The sequence below is a fragment of the Cyanobium sp. ATX 6A2 genome (assembly GCF_024346355.1).
GTDB lineage: Bacteria > Cyanobacteriota > Cyanobacteriia > PCC-6307 > Cyanobiaceae > NIES-981.
The window spans coordinates 21,260-39,629 of sequence record NZ_JAGQCU010000015.1 but is presented as its reverse complement, the minus strand read 5'-3'; the positions used below and the strand labels follow the sequence as shown (position 1 = coordinate 39,629).

Annotated in this window: 11 protein-coding genes and 1 pseudogene; 8 read left to right on the top strand and 4 right to left on the bottom strand. The window is 65.4% G+C overall.

The annotated features are described in order from the left end of the window. Positions 1 to 6: 6 nt before the first annotated feature. The 6 genes and pseudogenes from KBY96_RS12560 to KBY96_RS12535 form a co-directional block, all read left to right on the top strand. Positions 7 to 798 (top strand): oxaloacetate decarboxylase, encoded by a 792-nt coding sequence (locus KBY96_RS12560; RefSeq protein WP_254979781.1) that lies wholly within the window; start codon positions 7 to 9, stop codon positions 796 to 798. Further along, positions 795 to 4,187, top strand: coding sequence for an amino acid adenylation domain-containing protein (locus tag KBY96_RS12555; protein ID WP_254979779.1), 3,393 nt, complete (start codon positions 795 to 797; stop codon positions 4,185 to 4,187). The genes KBY96_RS12560 and KBY96_RS12555 overlap by 4 nt, the downstream gene beginning before the upstream one ends. After that, positions 4,184 to 7,387 (top strand): amino acid adenylation domain-containing protein, encoded by a 3,204-nt coding sequence (locus KBY96_RS16430; protein WP_254979778.1) that lies wholly within the window; start codon positions 4,184 to 4,186, stop codon positions 7,385 to 7,387. Before KBY96_RS12555 ends, KBY96_RS16430 begins: the two co-directional genes overlap by 4 nt. Continuing rightward, positions 7,384 to 11,256, top strand: coding sequence for an amino acid adenylation domain-containing protein (locus tag KBY96_RS12545; protein WP_254979777.1), 3,873 nt, complete (start codon positions 7,384 to 7,386; stop codon positions 11,254 to 11,256). The genes KBY96_RS16430 and KBY96_RS12545 overlap by 4 nt, the downstream gene beginning before the upstream one ends. Positions 11,257 to 11,393: 137 nt before the next feature. Continuing rightward, positions 11,394 to 12,056: a 4'-phosphopantetheinyl transferase superfamily protein gene (locus tag KBY96_RS12540; RefSeq protein ID WP_254979775.1), complete on the top strand. Its 663-nt coding sequence runs from the start codon at positions 11,394 to 11,396 to the stop codon at positions 12,054 to 12,056. Positions 12,057 to 12,120: 64 nt separating this feature from the next. Further along, positions 12,121 to 12,849: pseudogene (locus KBY96_RS12535) on the top strand (FAD-binding domain-containing protein); the annotation flags it as partial. 541 nt (positions 12,850 to 13,390) lie between these two features. Here the strand turns inward: KBY96_RS12535 and KBY96_RS12525 are convergent. Continuing rightward, positions 13,391 to 13,915: a hypothetical protein gene (locus KBY96_RS12525; protein WP_254979774.1), complete on the bottom strand. Its 525-nt coding sequence runs from the start codon at positions 13,913 to 13,915 to the stop codon at positions 13,391 to 13,393. Between the two features lie 42 nt (positions 13,916 to 13,957). On the opposite strand from KBY96_RS12525, the gene KBY96_RS12520 reads away from it, so the two are divergent. Together KBY96_RS12520 and KBY96_RS12515 are read left to right on the top strand one after the other, a co-directional pair. After that, positions 13,958 to 14,593: a thioredoxin family protein gene (locus KBY96_RS12520; RefSeq protein WP_254979773.1), complete on the top strand. Its 636-nt coding sequence runs from the start codon at positions 13,958 to 13,960 to the stop codon at positions 14,591 to 14,593. 32 nt (positions 14,594 to 14,625) lie between these two features. Then, on the top strand, positions 14,626 to 15,765 hold the full coding sequence (locus KBY96_RS12515) for a DegT/DnrJ/EryC1/StrS aminotransferase family protein (protein WP_254979772.1): 1,140 nt from the start codon (positions 14,626 to 14,628) through the stop codon (positions 15,763 to 15,765). A 3-nt stretch (positions 15,766 to 15,768) separates the two neighbouring features. Here the strand turns inward: KBY96_RS12515 and KBY96_RS12510 are convergent, their stop codons facing one another. From KBY96_RS12510 to KBY96_RS12500, 3 genes are read right to left on the bottom strand one after another with little or no spacing between them, the layout of a single operon-like run. After that, positions 15,769 to 17,280, bottom strand: coding sequence for an FAD-binding domain-containing protein (locus KBY96_RS12510; protein ID WP_254979771.1), 1,512 nt, complete (start codon positions 17,278 to 17,280; stop codon positions 15,769 to 15,771). Further along, positions 17,280 to 17,840, bottom strand: coding sequence for an NUDIX hydrolase (locus tag KBY96_RS12505; RefSeq protein WP_254979770.1), 561 nt, complete (start codon positions 17,838 to 17,840; stop codon positions 17,280 to 17,282). Before KBY96_RS12505 ends, KBY96_RS12510 begins: the two co-directional genes overlap by 1 nt. Positions 17,841 to 17,879: 39 nt before the next feature. Further along, the gene (locus KBY96_RS12500; RefSeq protein ID WP_254979769.1) at positions 17,880 to 18,368 is read right to left on the bottom strand and encodes a nucleoside deaminase; all 489 of its coding nucleotides are present in this window, start codon (positions 18,366 to 18,368) and stop codon (positions 17,880 to 17,882) included. Between the last annotated feature and the right edge of the window lie 2 nt (positions 18,369 to 18,370).

Genomic DNA, 18,370 nt, shown 5'->3' with positions numbered 1-18,370 from the left:
GCCAATGTGGTCCGTCCAGTTCCGTTCATCGGCATCTACGACCTATTCAGCGCCCGGCTGGCTGCGTCCCGGTTCGACACCCTCTTCGTCAGTGGCTTCGGGTTGGCAGCCAGTACCTATGGCCTTCCCGATGTGGGTTTCATGGCCTGGAGTGATCTACTCACCTTCGTGCACAGGCTCCGCCATGCCTTTCCCCACCACCATCTGCTGGTGGACCTCGACGATGGCTTCGGTGACGCCACGATGGCGGCTCACGTGGCGCATGCGGTGGAACGGGCAGGAGCGTCGGGGATCGTGCTCGAGGATCAGCGCCGCCCCCGTCGCTGCGGGCATCTTCACGGCAAGGAGATTCTGCCGCTGGAGGAGTATCTGCTGAAGCTTCGAGCGGTCCTTGACGCACGTGATAGTCTCGTCGTCGTGGCACGCACCGACGCCACCGACCCTGAGGAGATCCTCAGGCGCGTCCGTGCCTTCGAAGCCGAGGGCTGCGACGCGGTTCTTGCCGATGGGCTGGATGATCTCGATCTGCTTGCAGCGATCCGATCTTCGGTGCGCTGCTCAGTAGTGGCCAACGTGATCGGCGGTGGCCGCACTCCACCCTGCGATCGTGAAACCCTGGGCCGGCTGGGTCTCAACCTACTCCTCTATAGCACCCCGTGTCTGTTCGCCGCCCAGCGGGCAATCGAACAGCAGCTGATGAGTTTGACCGAGGAGCAGTTGCCCTTCTCCGACAGCCTCAGGCATGGGGTGTCGCTCAGCGAGTGCCAGGAGGTGCTCAAGGATTCACTGTGGCCATGAGCGGTTCCTCTCAGTCTTCCCGGCTGGAACGCCTCCGGCGGCTGGCCTCGTTCGTGTCTGCCGCTCCCGGGCGATCGGCGGCGACTCCTGTCATTCCCGCCGCGGAGCCTCTGGCAGGTGACTGGCCGGCGGGCTGCCAGGCCTATCAGGCCTCCTTTGCCCAGAGCCGGTTGTGGCTTTTGCAGCAGCTGCAGCCGGAGCTGACGACATACCACATGCCAGCCCTGTGGCGGCTGCGGGGTGAGCTGGATGTTCAGGCCCTGCATGCGGCTCTCGTCGCGCTGAGCGAGCGCCATCCCACCTTGTGCACCTCTTTCCGGCTGGAGCAAGGAAAGGTCTTGCAGATCCTTCACCCTTCCGTTGCTTTCCCCCTGACAGCCGACACCTTGGGCGGTCGGAATGCGGAGGAGGTCATCAAGGGCTGGCTGGAGGAGGAGCGCAGCACCCCGTTCGATCTGGCTTCAGGTGTGCTGCTACGAGCTCGTCTTCTGGCGGTGGATGACCAGGAGCATGTGCTGCTCTTGAACCACCACCACATTGCCTCGGATGGGTGGTCGCTCAGCGTGCTGCATCGAGATCTCATTGAGCTGTACAACGCCCACCACTCCAACCGTTCGCCTCAGCTCCCGCCGCTCACCGTTCACTACCAGGACTATGCGGCCTGGCAGCGTGAGCGCCTCGGAGGGCAGAGGCTGCAGCAGCTGAAGGACTACTGGATGCCTCAGCTGATCGGTCTGCAGCCACTGGAACTGCCGTGGGATCACACGAGGCCAGCGTCGCCCAGCTACGTGGGCGGGCGCGTGTCGTTTCGGATCGAGGCTGAGCTGCTGCGGCCATTCGAAGAGCTGTGCCGCACGGAAGGAGCAACGTTGCAGATGGGCCTGCTGGCGTTGGTGGCGCTGCTGCTGCACCGGTATAGCCGCCAGGATGACTTTGCGATCGGTGTACCGATCTGGGGTCGGAATCACCCTGATCTGGAGCCGTTGATCGGTTTTTTCATCAACACGCTGCCGATCCGTACCCGCTTCCAGCGCGAGCAGAGCTTCCGGGAGCTGCTCCGGCAGGTGAAGGACACTTCAGTCCAGGCCTACGAACACGAGGAGCTGCCGTTCGAGCAGATGGTGGAGGCGCTGCAGATGGAGCGGGACACCAGCCGGAACCCGCTGGTGCAGGTGATTCTTCAGCTGATGGAACTGCCGGATGCTTCGCTGCAGGGCATGGAGGGTCTGCAGGTGGAGCAGCTTGCGGCCAAGGGCACTGCTTCCAAGGTTGATCTGTCATTTCAATTGTGCCGCACGGCTGATCAAGGCCTGCAAGGAACTGTCAGCTATACCAGCGATCTTTTTGAGGCCGAGCGGATTGAGCGGCTCACCACCCATCTGCAGACGTTGCTCGCGTCGCTGCTGGAGGCTCCCGATGCCCCTGCCGGCTCCATGAACCTGATGCCGGAAGCTGAGCGGCAGCTGATCGAGAGCTGGCAGCAGGGCCCCGAGATTGAGGTGCCGGACCTCTGCCTGCATGAGCTGTTCGAGCAGCAGGTGGAACGGACGCCGGATGCCATTGCGCTGATCTTTCAGGTCCCCCGACGATCGCAGCCGACCAGCTCTCACAACTCGCAGCAAGACTTGCAAAATGATATCGAGCTCACCTATGCCGATCTGAATATCTGGGCCAATGTTCTGTCCTGGAAGCTGATTGATTGTGGTGCTGGCCCTGGAGACATTGTGGCTCTTGAGCTATCTCGTCCTCACCATTGGATCGTTGCAACGCTTGCCTGTCTGAAGGCTGGCTCTGCTTTCCTGGCGATTGATTCTGCTTGGCCTGTTTCCAGAAAGAATCTCGTGTCTGACGATGCCTCCCCGAGGCTCCGTGTTGTCGATGACGATCAGGCTGAGGACAGAATAGGCATTCTGGCGATGCCTTTGTACCCCTCTCTTCCGGCAGCCTCGGCTCCATCAGGGCGGAATCCTTCGATCCCTGTTGACAGGAATCAGCTTGCCTATGTTGTCTATACGTCAGGCTCAGCCGGGGCTCCAAAGGGGGTTCTTATTGAGCATGGGGGATTGCTGCTTAGGGGTCAAGATCTGCTTCTGCGCTGGGATCTAGGCCTGGATCGGCGTGTTCTCTGCAACGGTTCGTTCAGCTTCGACATGACGCTGAGAACCACACTGATTCCACTTGCAGCCGGTGCAAGCGTGGTTGTCGCCACCTTGGATGAATGTCAGGATCCTAGGTGTCTGATCGGCCTGATCCATAGAGCTGGGTGCGATCGATTGTCGATGTCATCTTCGCAATGGCAGGCAGTCTTCGATGCCGGATTTGTCCCTTCCATTCCAACCCATGCCTTTGCCTCGGCTGAGCCATTGACCGCTGACCTTGCGGGAAAATTCCCTCTGACACAGGGGCATCGACTTACTCACACCTATGGGCCAACAGAGACAACCATATACTCAACAACCCATGACATATCTGTTGGTCAGCAGGCCAAACTTGCTCCCATCGGTGTTCCATTGCCTGAGACGGTTACGCGGGTTCTGGATGGTTCAGGCCACCCCTGCCCGATTGGCATCCCCGGGGAGCTGCACATCGGAGGAAAGGGTTTGGCACGCGGCTACCTCAACAACCCCGAGCTCACGGCCGAGAAGTTCATTCCGGATCCGTTTTCATCTGATCCAGTGGCTAGGCTGTACAAGTCGGGGGATCTGGCGAGCTGGAATCCCGACGGGACACTGGCTTTCCACGGCCGGATTGATCACCAGATCAAGCTGCGGGGCTTCCGGATCGAGCCTGGAGAGATCGAGGTGAATCTGTTGGAGCACCCCGGTGTGTCGCAGGCGGTGGTGGTGCTGCGCCAGGACGACCCTGTCAATCCGCGCCTGATCGGTTACTGGGTAGGGGAGGCTACTACTCCATCCTCCCCCTCAGCCACGAGCGAACAGCTTCGCTCCTTCCTCGCTAAGCGCCTGCCTGACTACATGGTGCCCTCGGCTTTCGTGCAGCTCGAGGCGCTGCCACTGACGAGCAACGGCAAGCTGGATCGGCGGGCCCTGCCCGCTCCGTCCTTTGCCAGCGATTCGCAGCAGCGGGTTGAGCCCGCCAGCGAGCTGGAGCGGACGCTGCATGGGATCTGGGTGGAGGTGCTGGGGCATGAAGAGTTCGGGATCACGGATAACTTCTTCCAGATCGGTGGTCACTCCCTGGCTGCTGCCCGGCTGGTGTCTCGCATCGAGCAGACGTTCGGGCGCGCGCTAGCGCTGGCGGCGGTGTTCCAGCACCCCACGATTGCGGGGCTGGTTGCATTGCCGGATCGAGGAGAATGGGTAGCTGAGAAACTCGACCAAGCCACCGCCATCCAGATTGCCGCCCCGATCCAGCTCGATCTCCCGTGAACGCACTACAGGCCTTTCATGCGTCCTCCGCCCAGAGCCGTCTGTGGTTTCTGCAGCAGCTAGAGCCGGATCTGACGGCGTACCACATGCCAGCGGTGTGGCGTCTGCGGGGTGAGCTGGACGAGGGGGCTCTGGAGCGTGCGCTGGGAGGCCTGATCGAGCGGCATGGGACGTTGCGGAGCTCGTTCCGACTGCAGGGGAGCGAGGTGCTGCAGCTGATCCATCCGCCGGGAGCCTTTGCGCTGGCGGTGGAGGAGCTGGGAGAGCGGGATGGGGAGGAGGTGATCGAGGAGTGGCTGGAGGAGGACCGCCGCACCCCATTTGATCTGAGCTCCGGAATGTTGCTGCGTGCACGACTGCTGCAGGTGACAGCTGAGGAGCATGTGCTGCTGGTGAACCACCACCACATCGCCTCGGACGGCTGGTCGCGCTCTGTTCTTGCCCGTGATCTGACGGAGCTATACAACGCCCAGCACGGGAACCGGGAGCCACGGCTGGCGCCGCTGCGTGTGCAGTACCAGGACTACGCGGCCTGGCAACGGCAGCGCCTGAGCGGCGAGCGTCTGCGGAAGCTGACGCAGTATTGGATCGGGGAGCTCGAGGGCCTCGAGCCTCTGGAGCTGCCTGGGGATCGTGCCCGACCGGCGATGCCTTCACACCGTGGCGGGAGCGTGTCGTTCGAGATCGGTGCGGAGCTGCTGCAGCTCTTTGAGGAGCTGTGCCGGAGGGAGGGGGCAACGCTGCAGATGGGGCTCCTGGCGGTGGTGGCGCTGCTGCTGCACCGCTACAGCCGGCAGGATGATTTTGCGATCGGTGTACCGATCTGGGGTCGGAATCACCCTGATCTGGAGCTGTTGATGGGGTTTTTCATCAACACTTTGCCGGTGCGTACCCGTTTTGCGGCCGGCCAGAGCTTCCGTGAGCTGCTGGCGCAGGTGAGGGAGCGGTCGATCGGAGCGTATGAGCACCAGGAGCTGCCGTTCGAGCAGATGGTGGAGGCGCTGAATGTGGAGCGGGACACGAGCCGGAACCCGCTGGTGCAGGTGATGGTGCAGCTGATGGAGCTGCCGGAGTCGACGCTGCAGAACTGTGAGGATCTGGAGGTGGAGAGCCTGCCGACCAAGAGTGAATCGTCGAAGCTGGATCTGTCGTTCTATCTGCGCCGCGGTGCCGATGGGGGCCTGAGGGGTTCGATCGCCTATGCAAGGGATCTGTTCGATGGGGAACGGATCGAGCGTCTGAGCCGGCATCTGCAGACGTTGCTGAGGTCGGCACTGCAGACCCCCGATGCGGCCGCAGAGGCGCTGAATCTGCTGCCTGAGGCGGAGCGCGAGCTGATCGAGAGCTGGCAGGAGGGCCCGCGGATCGAGCTGCCCGAGGTGTGCGTGCACCAGCTGTTCGAGCAACAGGTGGAGCGCACGCCGGAGGCGACGGCGCTGGTGTTTGAGGACCAGGAACTGAGCTATGCCGAACTGAATGCGCGTGCGAACCAGCTGGCCCATCACCTGAGGGATCTGGGAGTGGGCCCTGAGGTGATTGTTGGGGTGTGCCTGGAGCGATCGGTGGAGCTGATCGTGTCGCTGCTGGCGATTTTGAAGGCTGGTGGGGCTTACCTGCCGCTGGATCCGGAGTGGCCAGAGAGCCGCACCGGGCTTGTCTTGAATCAAGCGAGCTGTCAATACATGATTGGAAGCAAGAATGAAGCCAGGATGGCTTTAGAGGGCGGCACTATTTGCTTCATCGGTGTGGCTTCAGATGCAGTCTGGATAAAGTCTGCCGACAATCTGCAGTCAAGGCCAGAAAGCGTAGGTGGACTGGCTTACGTCATTTTTACGTCGGGGTCGACCGGTACGCCGAAAGGGATCGAAATCACCCACCGAGTGGCTACGCTGAAATGCCTTTCCGTATGCAGGGAATGGGGGCTGACGGGATCGGAGGCCATATTGGGGCTTAGTTCCTTTGGATTTGACATATCCCTTCGGGAAACTATTTTCCCTCTCACCAAGGGATGCGTCGCAATTCTGGCATCTGAATCACAGAGAATGTCTCCTGGCGGGCTGGCCATGCTGGTCTCTGACAGGCGCATCACGCGTATCCAGGCGACACCAAGTCACTGGGAGGAGCTGGTCAGTTGTGGACTGCACGGGCTGAATTCTTCCAGGCTGATAGCGATCGGAGAATCGCTAAAGCCTTCCCTTGCAGCTCGGCTTTGCGAAAAGCAGGGCGTCAGCCTTCTGCATCTGTATGGAACAACGGAAGCCCCTGGGTGCGCCGGAATCAGCTATGAGCGAGTCCGGGATTCTGCCGCAATCTCGATTGGCAGGCCGCTGCATAATACAACGATCCTGATTCTTGATGGGGCGCTGAGATCCTGCCCTATTGGTGTCCCCGGCGAGCTGCACATTGGCGGAGCGGGATTGGCGCGCGGGTATCTGAATCAACCCGAGCTGACGGCGGAGAAGTTCATCCCGGATCCTTTGTCATCAGATCCGGCAGCTCGGCTGTATAAATCGGGAGATCTGGCGAGCTGGAATCCAGACGGGACACTGGCGTTCCACGGGCGGATTGATCAGCAGATCAAGCTGCGTGGATTCCGGATCGAACCGGGCGAGATCGAGGCGAACCTGCTGGAGCATCCGGCTGTGTCGCAGGCGGTGGTGGTGCTGCGGCAGGACGATCCGTCCAACCCGCGTCTGATCGCCTACTGGGTTCCCGAAAAAGGTGCTGCCGGAGCAGACAGCGCCGAGAAGCTGCGGAGCTTCCTGGCCGAGCGGCTGCCGGAGTACATGGTGCCGGCGGGGTTTGTGGAACTGGAGAGCCTGCCGCTGACGAGCAACGGCAAGCTGAACCGCAAGGCGCTGCCGGAGCCGTCGTTCGCGGGTGATCTGGAGCGGCGTGTGGAGCCGACGAGCGAGCTGGAGCGGACGCTGTACGGGATCTGGACGGAGGTGCTGGGGCACGGAGAGTTCGGGATCACGGACAACTTCTTTGCGGTCGGGGGGCATTCGCTGGCGGCGGTGCGCCTGGTGACGCGGATCGAGCAGGCGTTCGGCCGCGGGCCGTCGCTGGCGGCGGTCTTCCAGAGCCCCACGATTGCGGGTCTGGCTGCCTTGGTGGAATCTGCAGACTGGAGTACTGAGGGGAATGAACCAGCCACTGCCATCCCCATGGCCACGCCCATCCCGTTCGAGCTCCCATGACAGCAGTGCAGGTGCAGGCCTTTCCGGCGTCGTATGCACAGAGCCGGCTGTGGTTTCTGCAGCAGCTGGAGCCAGGGCTCACCGCTTATCACATGCCAAGGCTGTGGCGGTTGCGTGGTGCTCTGGATATGCGGGCACTGGAGCGTGCGCTGGGGGGTCTGATCGAGCGTCATGCGACGTTGCGCACGTCGTTCCGGCTGCAGGGGAGCGAGGTGCTGCAGATCATCCATCCGCCGGGGGCCTTTGTTCTGGCAACCGAGGAGCTGGGAGAGCGCAATTCAGAGGCAGTGATCGAGGAGTGGCTGGAGGAGGAGCGCAGCACGCCCTTTGATCTGACCTCCGGAGTGCTGCTCCGCGCACGATTGCTCCAGGTGACTGCCGACGAGCATGTGCTGCTGGTGAACCACCACCACATCGCCTCGGACGGGTGGTCGCAATCTGTTCTTGCCCGCGATCTGACGGAGCTGTACAACGCGCATTGCACGGGCCGAAGCCCCGAGCTGGCGCCGCTTCGGGTGCAGTACCAGGACTACGCGGCGTGGCAGCGGCAGCGCCTGAGCGGCGAGCGTCTGCGGAAGCTGACGCAGTATTGGTCCGGTGAGCTGGAGGGTCTGGAGCCCCTGGAGCTGCCGGGGGACCGCGGCCGTCCGGCGATGCCGTCGCACCGTGGCGGGAGCGTGTCGTTCGCGATCGGTGCGGAGCTGCTGGGACCGTTTGAGGAGCTGTGCCGGAGGGAGGGAGCGACGCTGCAGATGGGTCTGGTGGCGGTGGTGGCGCTGCTGCTGCACCGCTACAGCCGGCAGGAGGATGTGGCGATCGGGGTGCCGATCTGGGGGAGGAACCACTCGGATCTGGAGGCGCTGATCGGGTTTTTCATCAACACGCTGCCGGTGCGTACCCGTTTTGCGGCTGGCCAGAGCTTCCGGGAGCTGCTGGCCCAGGTGAGGGAGCGGTCGATTGGAGCGTATGAGCACCAGGAGCTGCCGTTCGAGCAGATGGTGGAGGCGCTGGAGGTGGAGCGGGACACGAGCCGGAACCCGCTGGTGCAGGTGATGGTGCAGCTGATGGAGCTGCCGGGGTCGACTCTGCAGAACTTCGCGGACCTGGAGGTGGAGTCGCTTTCGGCGGCGGCGGCGGCCTCACGCTTTGATCTGGAGTTCTTCCTGCGCAGGAGAAAGGATGGTGGGATCCAGGGAAATCTCGTTTACGCGAGGGATCTGTTCGATGGGGAACGGATCGAACGTCTGAGCCGGCATCTGATCACGCTGCTCAGCTCGGCGCTGCAGACACCCGATGCGGCCGCAGAGACGCTGAATCTGCTGCCTGAGGCCGAGCGCGAGCTGATCGAGAGCTGGCAGGAGGGCCCGCGGATCGAGGTGCCGGAGGTGTGCGTGCACCAGCTGTTCGAGCAGCAGGTGGAGCGAACACCGGAGGCGACGGCGCTGGTGTTTGAGGACCAGGAGCTGAGCTATGCCGAGCTGAATGGGCGAGCGAACCAGCTGGCGCATCACCTGCGGGAACTGGGAGTGGGCCCTGAGGTGATCGTGGGGGTGTGCCTGGAGCGATCGGTGGAGCTGATCGTGTCGCTGCTGGCGGTCCTGAAGGCGGGTGGGGCATACCTGCCGCTGGATCCGGAGTGGCCGGATGCCCGGCGGCAGCTGTTGCTGAAAGAGGCAGGCGGCCAGGTTCTGATCAACCAAGAGGGACTAGCCGTCATCAACGCTCCCCTTCCACCCGCCGCTGCCGCATCCATGCGTCCACTGGCCTATGTCACCTACACCTCCGGTTCCACCGGGACTCCCAAGGGTGTGGCAATCGAGCACCGCTCCATTCTGCGGCTGGTGGATCCGGTGAATGGATTCCAGTTTGGGGCCGGCAGTGCGGTGCTGCAGCTGGCGCCGGTGGCGTTCGATGCCGCCACCTTCGAGATCTGGGGTCCGTTGCTGAATGGCGGCACGCTTGTGGTTGCGCCAGCGGGGAAGGTGGCCCTGCCTGAGCTGGCTGAGCTGCTGACAGCCAAGGGGATCACCACCCTCTGGCTCACCGCAGGCCTGTTTAACGCGATGGTGGACAGCCAACTGGCGGCCCTGGCCGGTGTGCGGCAGGTGCTGGCGGGTGGAGACGTGCTTTCCGTTGAGCATGTGCGACGTCTGCTCGGAGCTTTCCCGCCTGGCCATGAGCTGATCAACGGTTACGGCCCTACCGAGAACACGACCTTCACCTCGTGCAAGAGCCTGGGTGCAGGCGAACTGCTGGAGGAGCCTTGGGGGGTGCCGCTGGGCCGGCCCATCGCCATGACGGCGGTGCAAGTCCTCGACGACTTTGGTCACCCCTGCCCGATCGGAGTGCCTGGCGAACTGCACATCGGCGGAGCGGGACTGGCGCGTGGGTATCTGAATCAGCCCGAGCTGACGGCAGAGAAGTTCATCCCGGATCCGTTCTCATCTGATCCCACTGCTCGGTTGTACAAGTCGGGAGATCTGGCGAGCTGGAACCCCGACGGGACGCTGGCCTTCCACGGGCGGATGGATGAGCAGATCAAGCTGCGCGGCTTCCGGATCGAGCCGGGCGAGATCGAGGCGAACCTGCTGGCGCACCCTGGCGTGTCGCAGGCGGTGGTGGTGATGCGGCAGGACGATCCTTCCAATCCGAGGCTGATTGGCTACTGGGTTGGCAAGGCAGCAGCCCAGGTATCGGGGGAGGAGCTGCGGAGCTTTCTGGCCGAGCGGCTGCCGGAGTACATGGTGCCTGCGGCACTGTTTGAACTGAAGTCACTGCCGCTGACGAGCAACGGCAAGCTGGACCGAAAGGCTCTGCCGGAGCCGTCGTTCGCGGGTGATCTGGAGCGTCGGGTGGAGCCGACGACGGAGCTTGAGCGGATGTTGCACGAGATCTGGACGGAGGTGCTGGGGCACGGGGAGTTCGGAATCACCGACAACTTCTTTGCGGTTGGGGGGCATTCGCTCCTTACCATGCAGCTGAAGGAAATCGTAGATGCGGCATTGGGTGTGCAGGTACCCGTTGCGCGGTATTTTTCTTTCCCAACAATTAATGCGTTCTCGGAGTTTCTTCAAAAAGCTAATGGCTCCAAGGGCTTGGAGTATTCATGGCACGAGTCGGAGCGGCCCGGTCTGGAGCGACTTGTAGGTCCAGCTCAGGTGCATCAGTTTGTAGAACAGCAGTTGACAATGCTTGCGCATTGGCCTGGACTGCTTGCACCAGGTCACCAGTTTATCCGGACGATTGGCAGTGAATCGTCCCTTCCAAGTTTGTTCTGGTGTTTTCAGGGAGCTGATGAGTTTGAGGGTCTTGCTGGGGCATTGATGGGGGCAGTGCGTGTGCATGGCATGAGGTCTGCCCATGAACTTGACAACGCTCGCCAAATTTATTTTGACCCTGCTCTTCTGTATGAGGTGGCTGGCTTGTACGCACGAGAGATTCTCGAGATTCAGCCATCAATTGAGCCATTTGTGATCGGTGGTAATTGCCAGGCGGGCATTATTGCCAATGCTATTGCTTGGCACTTGGTCGCCCATGGCAGGAGTGTAAGAACGCTTATCCTGATGGAGCCCTCGATGTGGCTGATTCAACAGCGGGTTTTGTGTTGGAGTAAAGGTACGGTGATTCTTTACGGCACTGACAGTTTTCAGAATCCCTTCCGCGCTCCTTCTGGAGAGATCGATGAGCAGGGCACTGCATCAATTGCTTCTCGCCAGTTGCCTGAAGAGATTATTCGGCGATCGCTCAGGCGGTCGTTTGGGCGCGGATCGCATTCGGTGTCATTTATCCCTGGGGTGCATGGCGCTTTCTTTCAGTCGTCCAATCTTCGAGGCTTGGCAGACACGATCAAAGCCATTGTTCTGTCCTAGCGTGATATCAATTATGCCTTGCTCGGGATGCCTATTCTAGATTGTTTCTGGAGCCTGTCCGGCGTTGATTAATCTTTGAAGATATGCCGCGGAGATATGGGCCAGGGAGGCTATCTATGGATTTGAGTCCTCTGATGTTGACCTCGGGTCATCCCGCTTCCATTGCCGAATCCCTGCGGTTCTTGATCGGTTTTCCGAGTGAACCTCTTCTCTTCTGTCTGGATCGACGCAGTGGTGTCTCGCAGGATCTTATGGCCGACTTTGCCTCCACTCTCTCGCCTGAGGAGCGACAGCGGCATTCAGCGTATCGCCTTACTGGTGACCGGGATCGCTTTCTTCTGGGGCGAGGATTATTGCGCCACCTCCTCGCGCATGTCCTGAATACTCCCGCGTCGTCTGTTCCTGTTGAAGTGGGTTTCAACGGCAAACCCTATTGTCCGGGTGGACCACAGTTCAACATCAGCCATTCCGGAGCACTCATTCTTCTGGCACTGCATCCGAATCGGCCCGTCGGGGTTGATGTGGAGAAGCAGCGGGCTGATCTGGACTGGGAGCCGATTGCACGCCGGCTGTTTTCGAGTCAACAGGTTGAGGCCCTCCTCGAACAGCCCCAGGCCGAACAACGAGCAGCCTTCCTGCAGGCCTGGTGCCAGCTCGAGGCCGAACTCAAGGCCGGAGGCTGGGGTCTGGCCGCCGCACCGCCCCCTGGCCTCTGCCAGCTGACGCGCCATTGGCGCCTCCACCTTCCTGAGGGGTACGTGGGCGCTGTCGCGATGCTTCCGGCTCCAGCACCGCCATGACCGTGCTGCAGCGAGGATCGTGGCCGGGTTGCCGAGGCTGGCCATGGAACCGGCGAATGTGCCTCCGCTTCCCGGCGGCCGCCGGGCGGCTGAGCAGCGCCTGGCGGCGATCGATCCGCGGGCCTACGGCGCCACCCGCAACCACCTCGACGGGGCCGTCACCCGCCTCTCGCCGTACATCCGCCATGGCGTGCTCACCCTGGCGGAGGTGCGCGAGGCCGTGTTCGCCTGGCTGCGGGCCCGTGGCTACGGCCAGCCCGAGCGCCAGGCCGAGGGGCGCCGGATTGCCGGAAAACTGATCAACGAGCTGGGCTGGCGTGACTACTGGCAGCGGCTCTGGTTGCTGCTGGGGGATGGCATCTGGAGCGACCTCGAGCCCCTCAAGACCGGCCATCACCCGGCCAGCTACGCGCCGGACCTGCCCACCGATGTGGCCGCTGCCAGCACCGGCCTGGCCTGCATCGACGCCTTTGCCACGGAGCTGATGGCCACGGGCTGGCTGCACAACCACGCCCGGATGTGGCTCGCCAGCTATCTGGTGCACTGGCGCCGGGTGCGCTGGCAGGCCGGTGCCGCCTGGTTCCTGCAGCACCTGCTCGATGGCGACCCGGCCAGCAACAACCTCAGCTGGCAGTGGCTGGCCAGCAGCTTCAGCAGCAAGCCCTACATCTTCAACCGCGACAACCTCGAGCGCTACAGCGGCGGTCGCTACTGCCGCCACTGCCCCCGGGCCGGCCGCGACTGCCCGTTCGAGGCCCCCTATGAAGAGCTGCAGGCGCGGCTGTTCCGGCCTGTCATGGTCCAGGATTCCAGCCGCTTCGGCGCCCCCACCGACGCGGAGCCGCAGCGGATCACCCCCTGTGCCGCCCCGTGTGCCGCCCCGCCGCATCGGCCGCTGGTGTGGGTACACGGCGAGGCCCTCGGTCCCGCCAACCCGGCGCTCAAGGCCCACCCCACTGCGCCGGCGCTGTTCGTGTTCGATGCCGAGCTGATCGCCGGACGCACCAGCACCACGGGCGGTGAGCCCCTGGCACCGGGGCGGCTGCGCTTTCTGCGCGCATGCCTGGCGGAGCTCCCGGTGGCCGTGGGCGAAGGCGATGTGGCCGCCGAGCTGCTGGCGGCCGCGGCCGCGGCGGGCTCGGACGGCATCGTCACCAGCCGGGCCGTGGACCCTCGCTTCGCGGCGATCGCCCGGCAGGTGGCTGGGGCTCTGCCGCTGCAGGTGCTGGAGCCCGACCCCTTCGTGGACCTGCCGCTGGATGGTGCCGGTGCCCCGGATCTGCGCCGCTTCTCGCGCTACTGGCGCCGGGTCGAGCCTCTCGTCTGGGCGGGGTTCAGTCGCTCCGGTCAGGGTTGAGCAGCTGCTCCTCCTGCCGCTGCACGGTCTCCGGGTCGCTGAGCAGGTCCTCCTCCTGCAGCAGCGGCAACGCCTCGGCCTTCACCTCATCGGCCGAGCGGGGTGGCTCCAGCCAGCGGAAGCTGCGGCGGGGATCGCGGGCCTGGCAGAGGGCTTCGCTCTGCTCCCGCAGGGCGCGCCGCACGTCGCTGCGGGCCACGGCGGCGAAGAACTCCTCCCGGCTGGCCAGTCCTGAGCTGAACGGGGCCGTGCCATTGCCGTTGAACAGCCGTGCCGGGTCGGGATTCCAGCGCGGCTGGCAGATGCCGCTCTCGCTGGTGTCGGTGCCGATCCAGATGTGCAGCCCGTAGCCATTGGGCTGGCTCACCACCGCCAGGCCGTCGTGGGCGGTGCGCCGCTGCAGCGGGTAGATGGCCCAGCTGGGGGCGCGATGGGCTGGGATGCAGCCACTGGCCAGCAGGGCCGCCACCAGGGTTCCGGCCAGCGATCCCCCGTGTCGCACCCTCCCTAACTTGACTGCTGGCATTGCTCGCTGAACGGCCCCATGGCGCTGACGCCCTCCACCATGCTTCCCCTGGGCACGGCGCTGCCGTTCACGGCGATCAGCGCCGTGCTGGCGGCCGGCCGCGCCCGCCAGGTGAGCGGCGAGCCGCTGCAGCTCGAAACCCTGGGCCAGCGGCCCCTGCTGGTGTTGTTTCTCTGCGCCCACTGTCCGTTCGTGAAGCACGTTGAGCCGGAGATCACCCGGCTGCAGGCCCACGTCGCCACCCCCACTGCAGCGGCCCCCCAGCCGCCCCTGGCCCTGCTGGCGATCTCCAGCAACAGCACCGCCACCCATCCCCAGGACGGCCCGGAGGGCCTGCGCGCCCAGGCCGAACGCCATGGCTGGCGCTTCCCCTACCTGTTCGATGAAGGCCAGCAGCTGGCCCGGGCCTTCCGGGCCGCCTGCACCCCCGACCCCTTCCTGTTCGCCCCGGCGGCTGATGGCGTGTCGCGCCTGGTGTACCGGGGCCAGCTCGACGCCAGCCGCCCCGGCAACGCCGAGCCCCGCGATGGCCGCGACATCCGCGCCGCCATCGCGGCGGTGCTGGCCGGTGAGCCGGTGGCGGCGGAGCAGCGCCCGGCGATCGGCTGCAACATCAAGTGGCATCCAGGCGAGGAACCGGAATGGGCCCGCTGATCCCCACCGGCCGGGCCGCGTAAAGTCCTGCGATGACTGTGCCTCCCTTCAGCCTGGGCGACCAGATCCAGGAGCTCGGCGACGCCCTTGATCAGGCCGTGCTGGGGGTGTTGCGCAGCGGGCAGTACATCGGCGGGGCCGTCACCGCCGACTTCGAGCGCGATTTCGCCGCCGCCTGCGGCGTTCCCCACGCCGTGGGCTGCAACAGCGGCACCGATGCCCTGGTGCTGGCCCTGCGGGGGCTGGGCATCGGACCCGGCGATGAGGTGATCACCCCCTCCTTCAGCTTCTTTGCCACCGCCGAGGCGATCAGTGCCGTGGGCGCCACGCCGGTGTTCGTGGACGTGCTGGAGAGCAGCTACCTGATCAACCTCGATCAGCTGGAATCGGCGATCACCCCGGCCACCCGTGCCCTGCTGCCGGTGCACCTGTTCGGCCGGCCCGTGGACATGGAGCGGGTGTGCGCCATCGCCGAGCGCCATGGCCTGCATGTGATCGAAGACTGTGCCCAGGCCACCGGCGCCACCTGGGCGGGCCGGCCCGTGGGCAGCTGGGGCGATGCCGGCTGTTTCAGCTTCTTCCCCACCAAGAACCTCGGGGCTGCCGGTGATGGCGGCGCCGTTAGCTGCCGTGATCCGGAGCTGGCCCAGCGGGTGCGGGAGCTGGCGGTGCACGGCATGCCGCGCCGCTACCTGCACACCGCCCTCGGCTACAACAGCCGCCTCGATGCCATCCAGGCCGCCGTGCTGGCGGTGAAACTGCCCCATCTGCAGCGCTGGCTCGAAGCCCGCCGTGAGCTGGCCAGCCATTACGGGCGCCAGCTGGTCGATCTGCCCGGTCTCAGCCTGCCTGCCCCCGGCCCGGTGGGCCACAGCTGGAACCAATACGTGCTGCGGGTCACCCCCACCGAAGAGCTGCACTGCCGCGACTGGCTCAAGCAGCAGCTGCAGGAGGCCGGGGTGAGCACGATCATCTACTACCCGATCCCGATCCACCGCCAGCCCGCCTACGAGAGCCTCGGCTATGGCCCGGGGTCCTTGCCGGTCACCGAGCGTCTCTGCGAGGAGGTGCTCAGCCTGCCGATCTTCCCCGAGCTGGGCGAGGCCCGACAGCGGCGGGTGATCGAGGCCCTGCACAGGCTGATGCCCGCTGTGCAGCCCCTGGTGGCCTGATCCCTAGCCCCGGATGCCGGCGTAGAGCGCCTTGAAGCGCGCCTGCTGGGTTTTGTGGTTCACAAGCGGCGCCGGGTAGCCGCGGCGCTCCAGCGGGGCGATCTCGCCGCTGAGAAGATCGCGGGTGGCCACGTGCTTCAGCTCCGGCAGCCAGTGGCGGATGTAGCGGGCTTCGGGGTCGAACTTGCTGGCCTGGGTGGCCGGGTTGAAGATGCGCAGGGGCTTGGGGTCCATGCCGCTGCTGGCGCTCCACTGCCAGCCGCCGTTGTTGGCAGCCAGATCGCCGTCCACCAGCCGGGCCATGAAGGCGGCCTCGCCCCAGCGCCAGTCGCAGATCAGGTCTTTCACCAGGAAGGAGGCCACGATCATGCGGCAGCGGTTGTGCATCCAGCCGCTCTCATTCAGCTGACGCATGGCCGCATCGATGATCGGCATGCCGGTGAGCCCGTGGCGCCAGGCGGCGAAGCGCTCGGGGCTGTTCTCCCAGGGGAAGGCTCGCCACTGGGGCCGGTAGGGCCCCTCGGCCAGGGCGGGGAAGTGGAACAGGGCCTGCTGGTAGAACTCGCGCCAGGCCAGCTCCTGCTCCCACACCCCGATCGAGGCCATGGCCTCCTCGGCTCCGCCCAGCACGGCCACGGTGCCGCGGGCCTGCTGGGCCGCCCCCCAGGCCTGGCGCGGGCTGAGCGTGCCGAACTTCAGCGCCGCACTCAGGGCCGAGGTGCCCGCCTCGCCCGGGATGTTGCGGCCTTCGTCGTAGGCCAGCAGGGGCGCCGCGCGGCCGCTGCCGCCCAGGCCGGCGCAGAAGGCCGCCAGTTGCTGCTGGGCTGCGGCTTCCCCGGGCCGGCAGGGGCAGAGGTCGGCGCCGCTGAAGCCGTGCTCCAGCTCCGGGCTCACCAGTGGCAGCCCGCTGAGCTGGGCGGGGTCGCAGTCGATCAGGGCGTTCGGGGCCGCCAGGGGATCCATGCCCCCCGAGGCGGCCGAACCCAGGGCCTCCAGCTGCTCCACCCGCCGCCGCCAGCTGCGCCAGTAGGGGCCGTACACCCGGTAGGGATCCCCTGCGCCGGTGGCCAGCGCCTCGGGCTCCACCAGCAGCTGGTCCCAGCCGGCCAGCACCCTGCGCCCATCGGCCTGCAGCGCCCGCGCCACCCGCCGGTCGCGCTCGCGAGCGAAGGGCTCCACGTCGCGGTTCCAGGCCACCACCGCGGCGCCCAGGGCGGCGGCGGTGCGGGGCAGCAGCTGCTCGGGATCGCCTTGCAGCACCAGCAGCCGGCTGCCGGCCGCCCGCCAGGCCTCGGCCAGCTCCTGCAGGCTCTCCTGCAGAAACCACAGCCGGGCCGGCGCCACCGCCGCCAGATCGCCGGGAATCCCCGCCTGGGCCGGGCCCTGCAGGATCGCCGGATCGAGCAGGAACACCCCCGTCACTGCAGGGGTGGCGGCGGCCGCCGCCGCCAGGCCCAGGTTGTCGGCCAGGCGCAGATCGCGGCGGTGCCAGAACAGCCAGCGCGCTGGGCTCATCAGAGCCCCAGAACCTGCTTGGCGCGCAGCCAGGCGGCCACGCTCTTGCCGTCGAGGTATTCATCGCCGCTGGCCAGGGCGGCGTCCAGCGCGGCCGGCTCCAACAGCAGCACCTCCAGGTCTTCGTCGTCATCGCCGGCGGGGGGCTGCTCCAGGGGGCTGAGCTGGCGGGCCAGGAACAGGTGGATCACCTCGTCGGAATAGCCCGGGCAGGGCAGCAGGGCCCCGAGTGGATCCCAGCGCGTCGCGCTGTAGCCCGCCTCCTCCTGCAGCTCCCGTTTCATGGTGCTGAGCGGCGTCTCGCCCGGATCGAGGGTGCCGGCCGGAAACTCCAGCAGCCGGGCGGCCACCGCGAAGCGGTACTGGCGCAGGATCACCACCCGGCCGTCGTTGAGCACCGGCACCGCCAGTGAGGCGCCGGGATGCTTGATCACCCCGAAGCGGCCCTCCACCCCCATGGGCAACTCCACCCGGTTGATCTCAAAGCGCAACTTGCGGGCATCGAGGGCCGCGGTGGTTTCCAGGTGGCGCGCGGGCTCGGGGGGCGGCAGGGGCGCCATGGCGGCTGGGCGGTTGCCACCAGCATGGCCGCCGGAGCGTCAGTAGCGGGCGCCGTCCTCCAGTTGCCGGAACTCCGCCCACACCGTCAGGGCCTCCTCCCGCAGCAGCGGCTCGGGAGCCAGCTGTCGCTGCTCGGCCGGGCTGGCCATGTCGGCGTGGATGCGGGCGTCGTCGAACAGATCGGCGTAGTCGCTCCAGCGCGAGGCGAAATACACCTTGGCGATGCGGGCCCAGTAGGCCGCCGCGTAACACATCGGGCAGCACTCACCGCTGGCATACAGCACTGCGCCGCTGAGATCGTGGCTGCCCACGGCGCGGCAGGCCTGGCGGATGGCGTTCACCTCGGCGTGGGCGGTGGGGTCGTGGTCCCGCAGCACGCTGTTGCCGGCGGCGCCGAGCACCGTCCCATCGCGCACCACCACGGCTCCGAAGGGGCCACCGCTGCGATCCACCACCCCGGCCTGGCGCATCAGGGCGATGGCTTGACGCATGTGGGCCCGGTCGGCGGCACTGACCACGGCAAGCACCT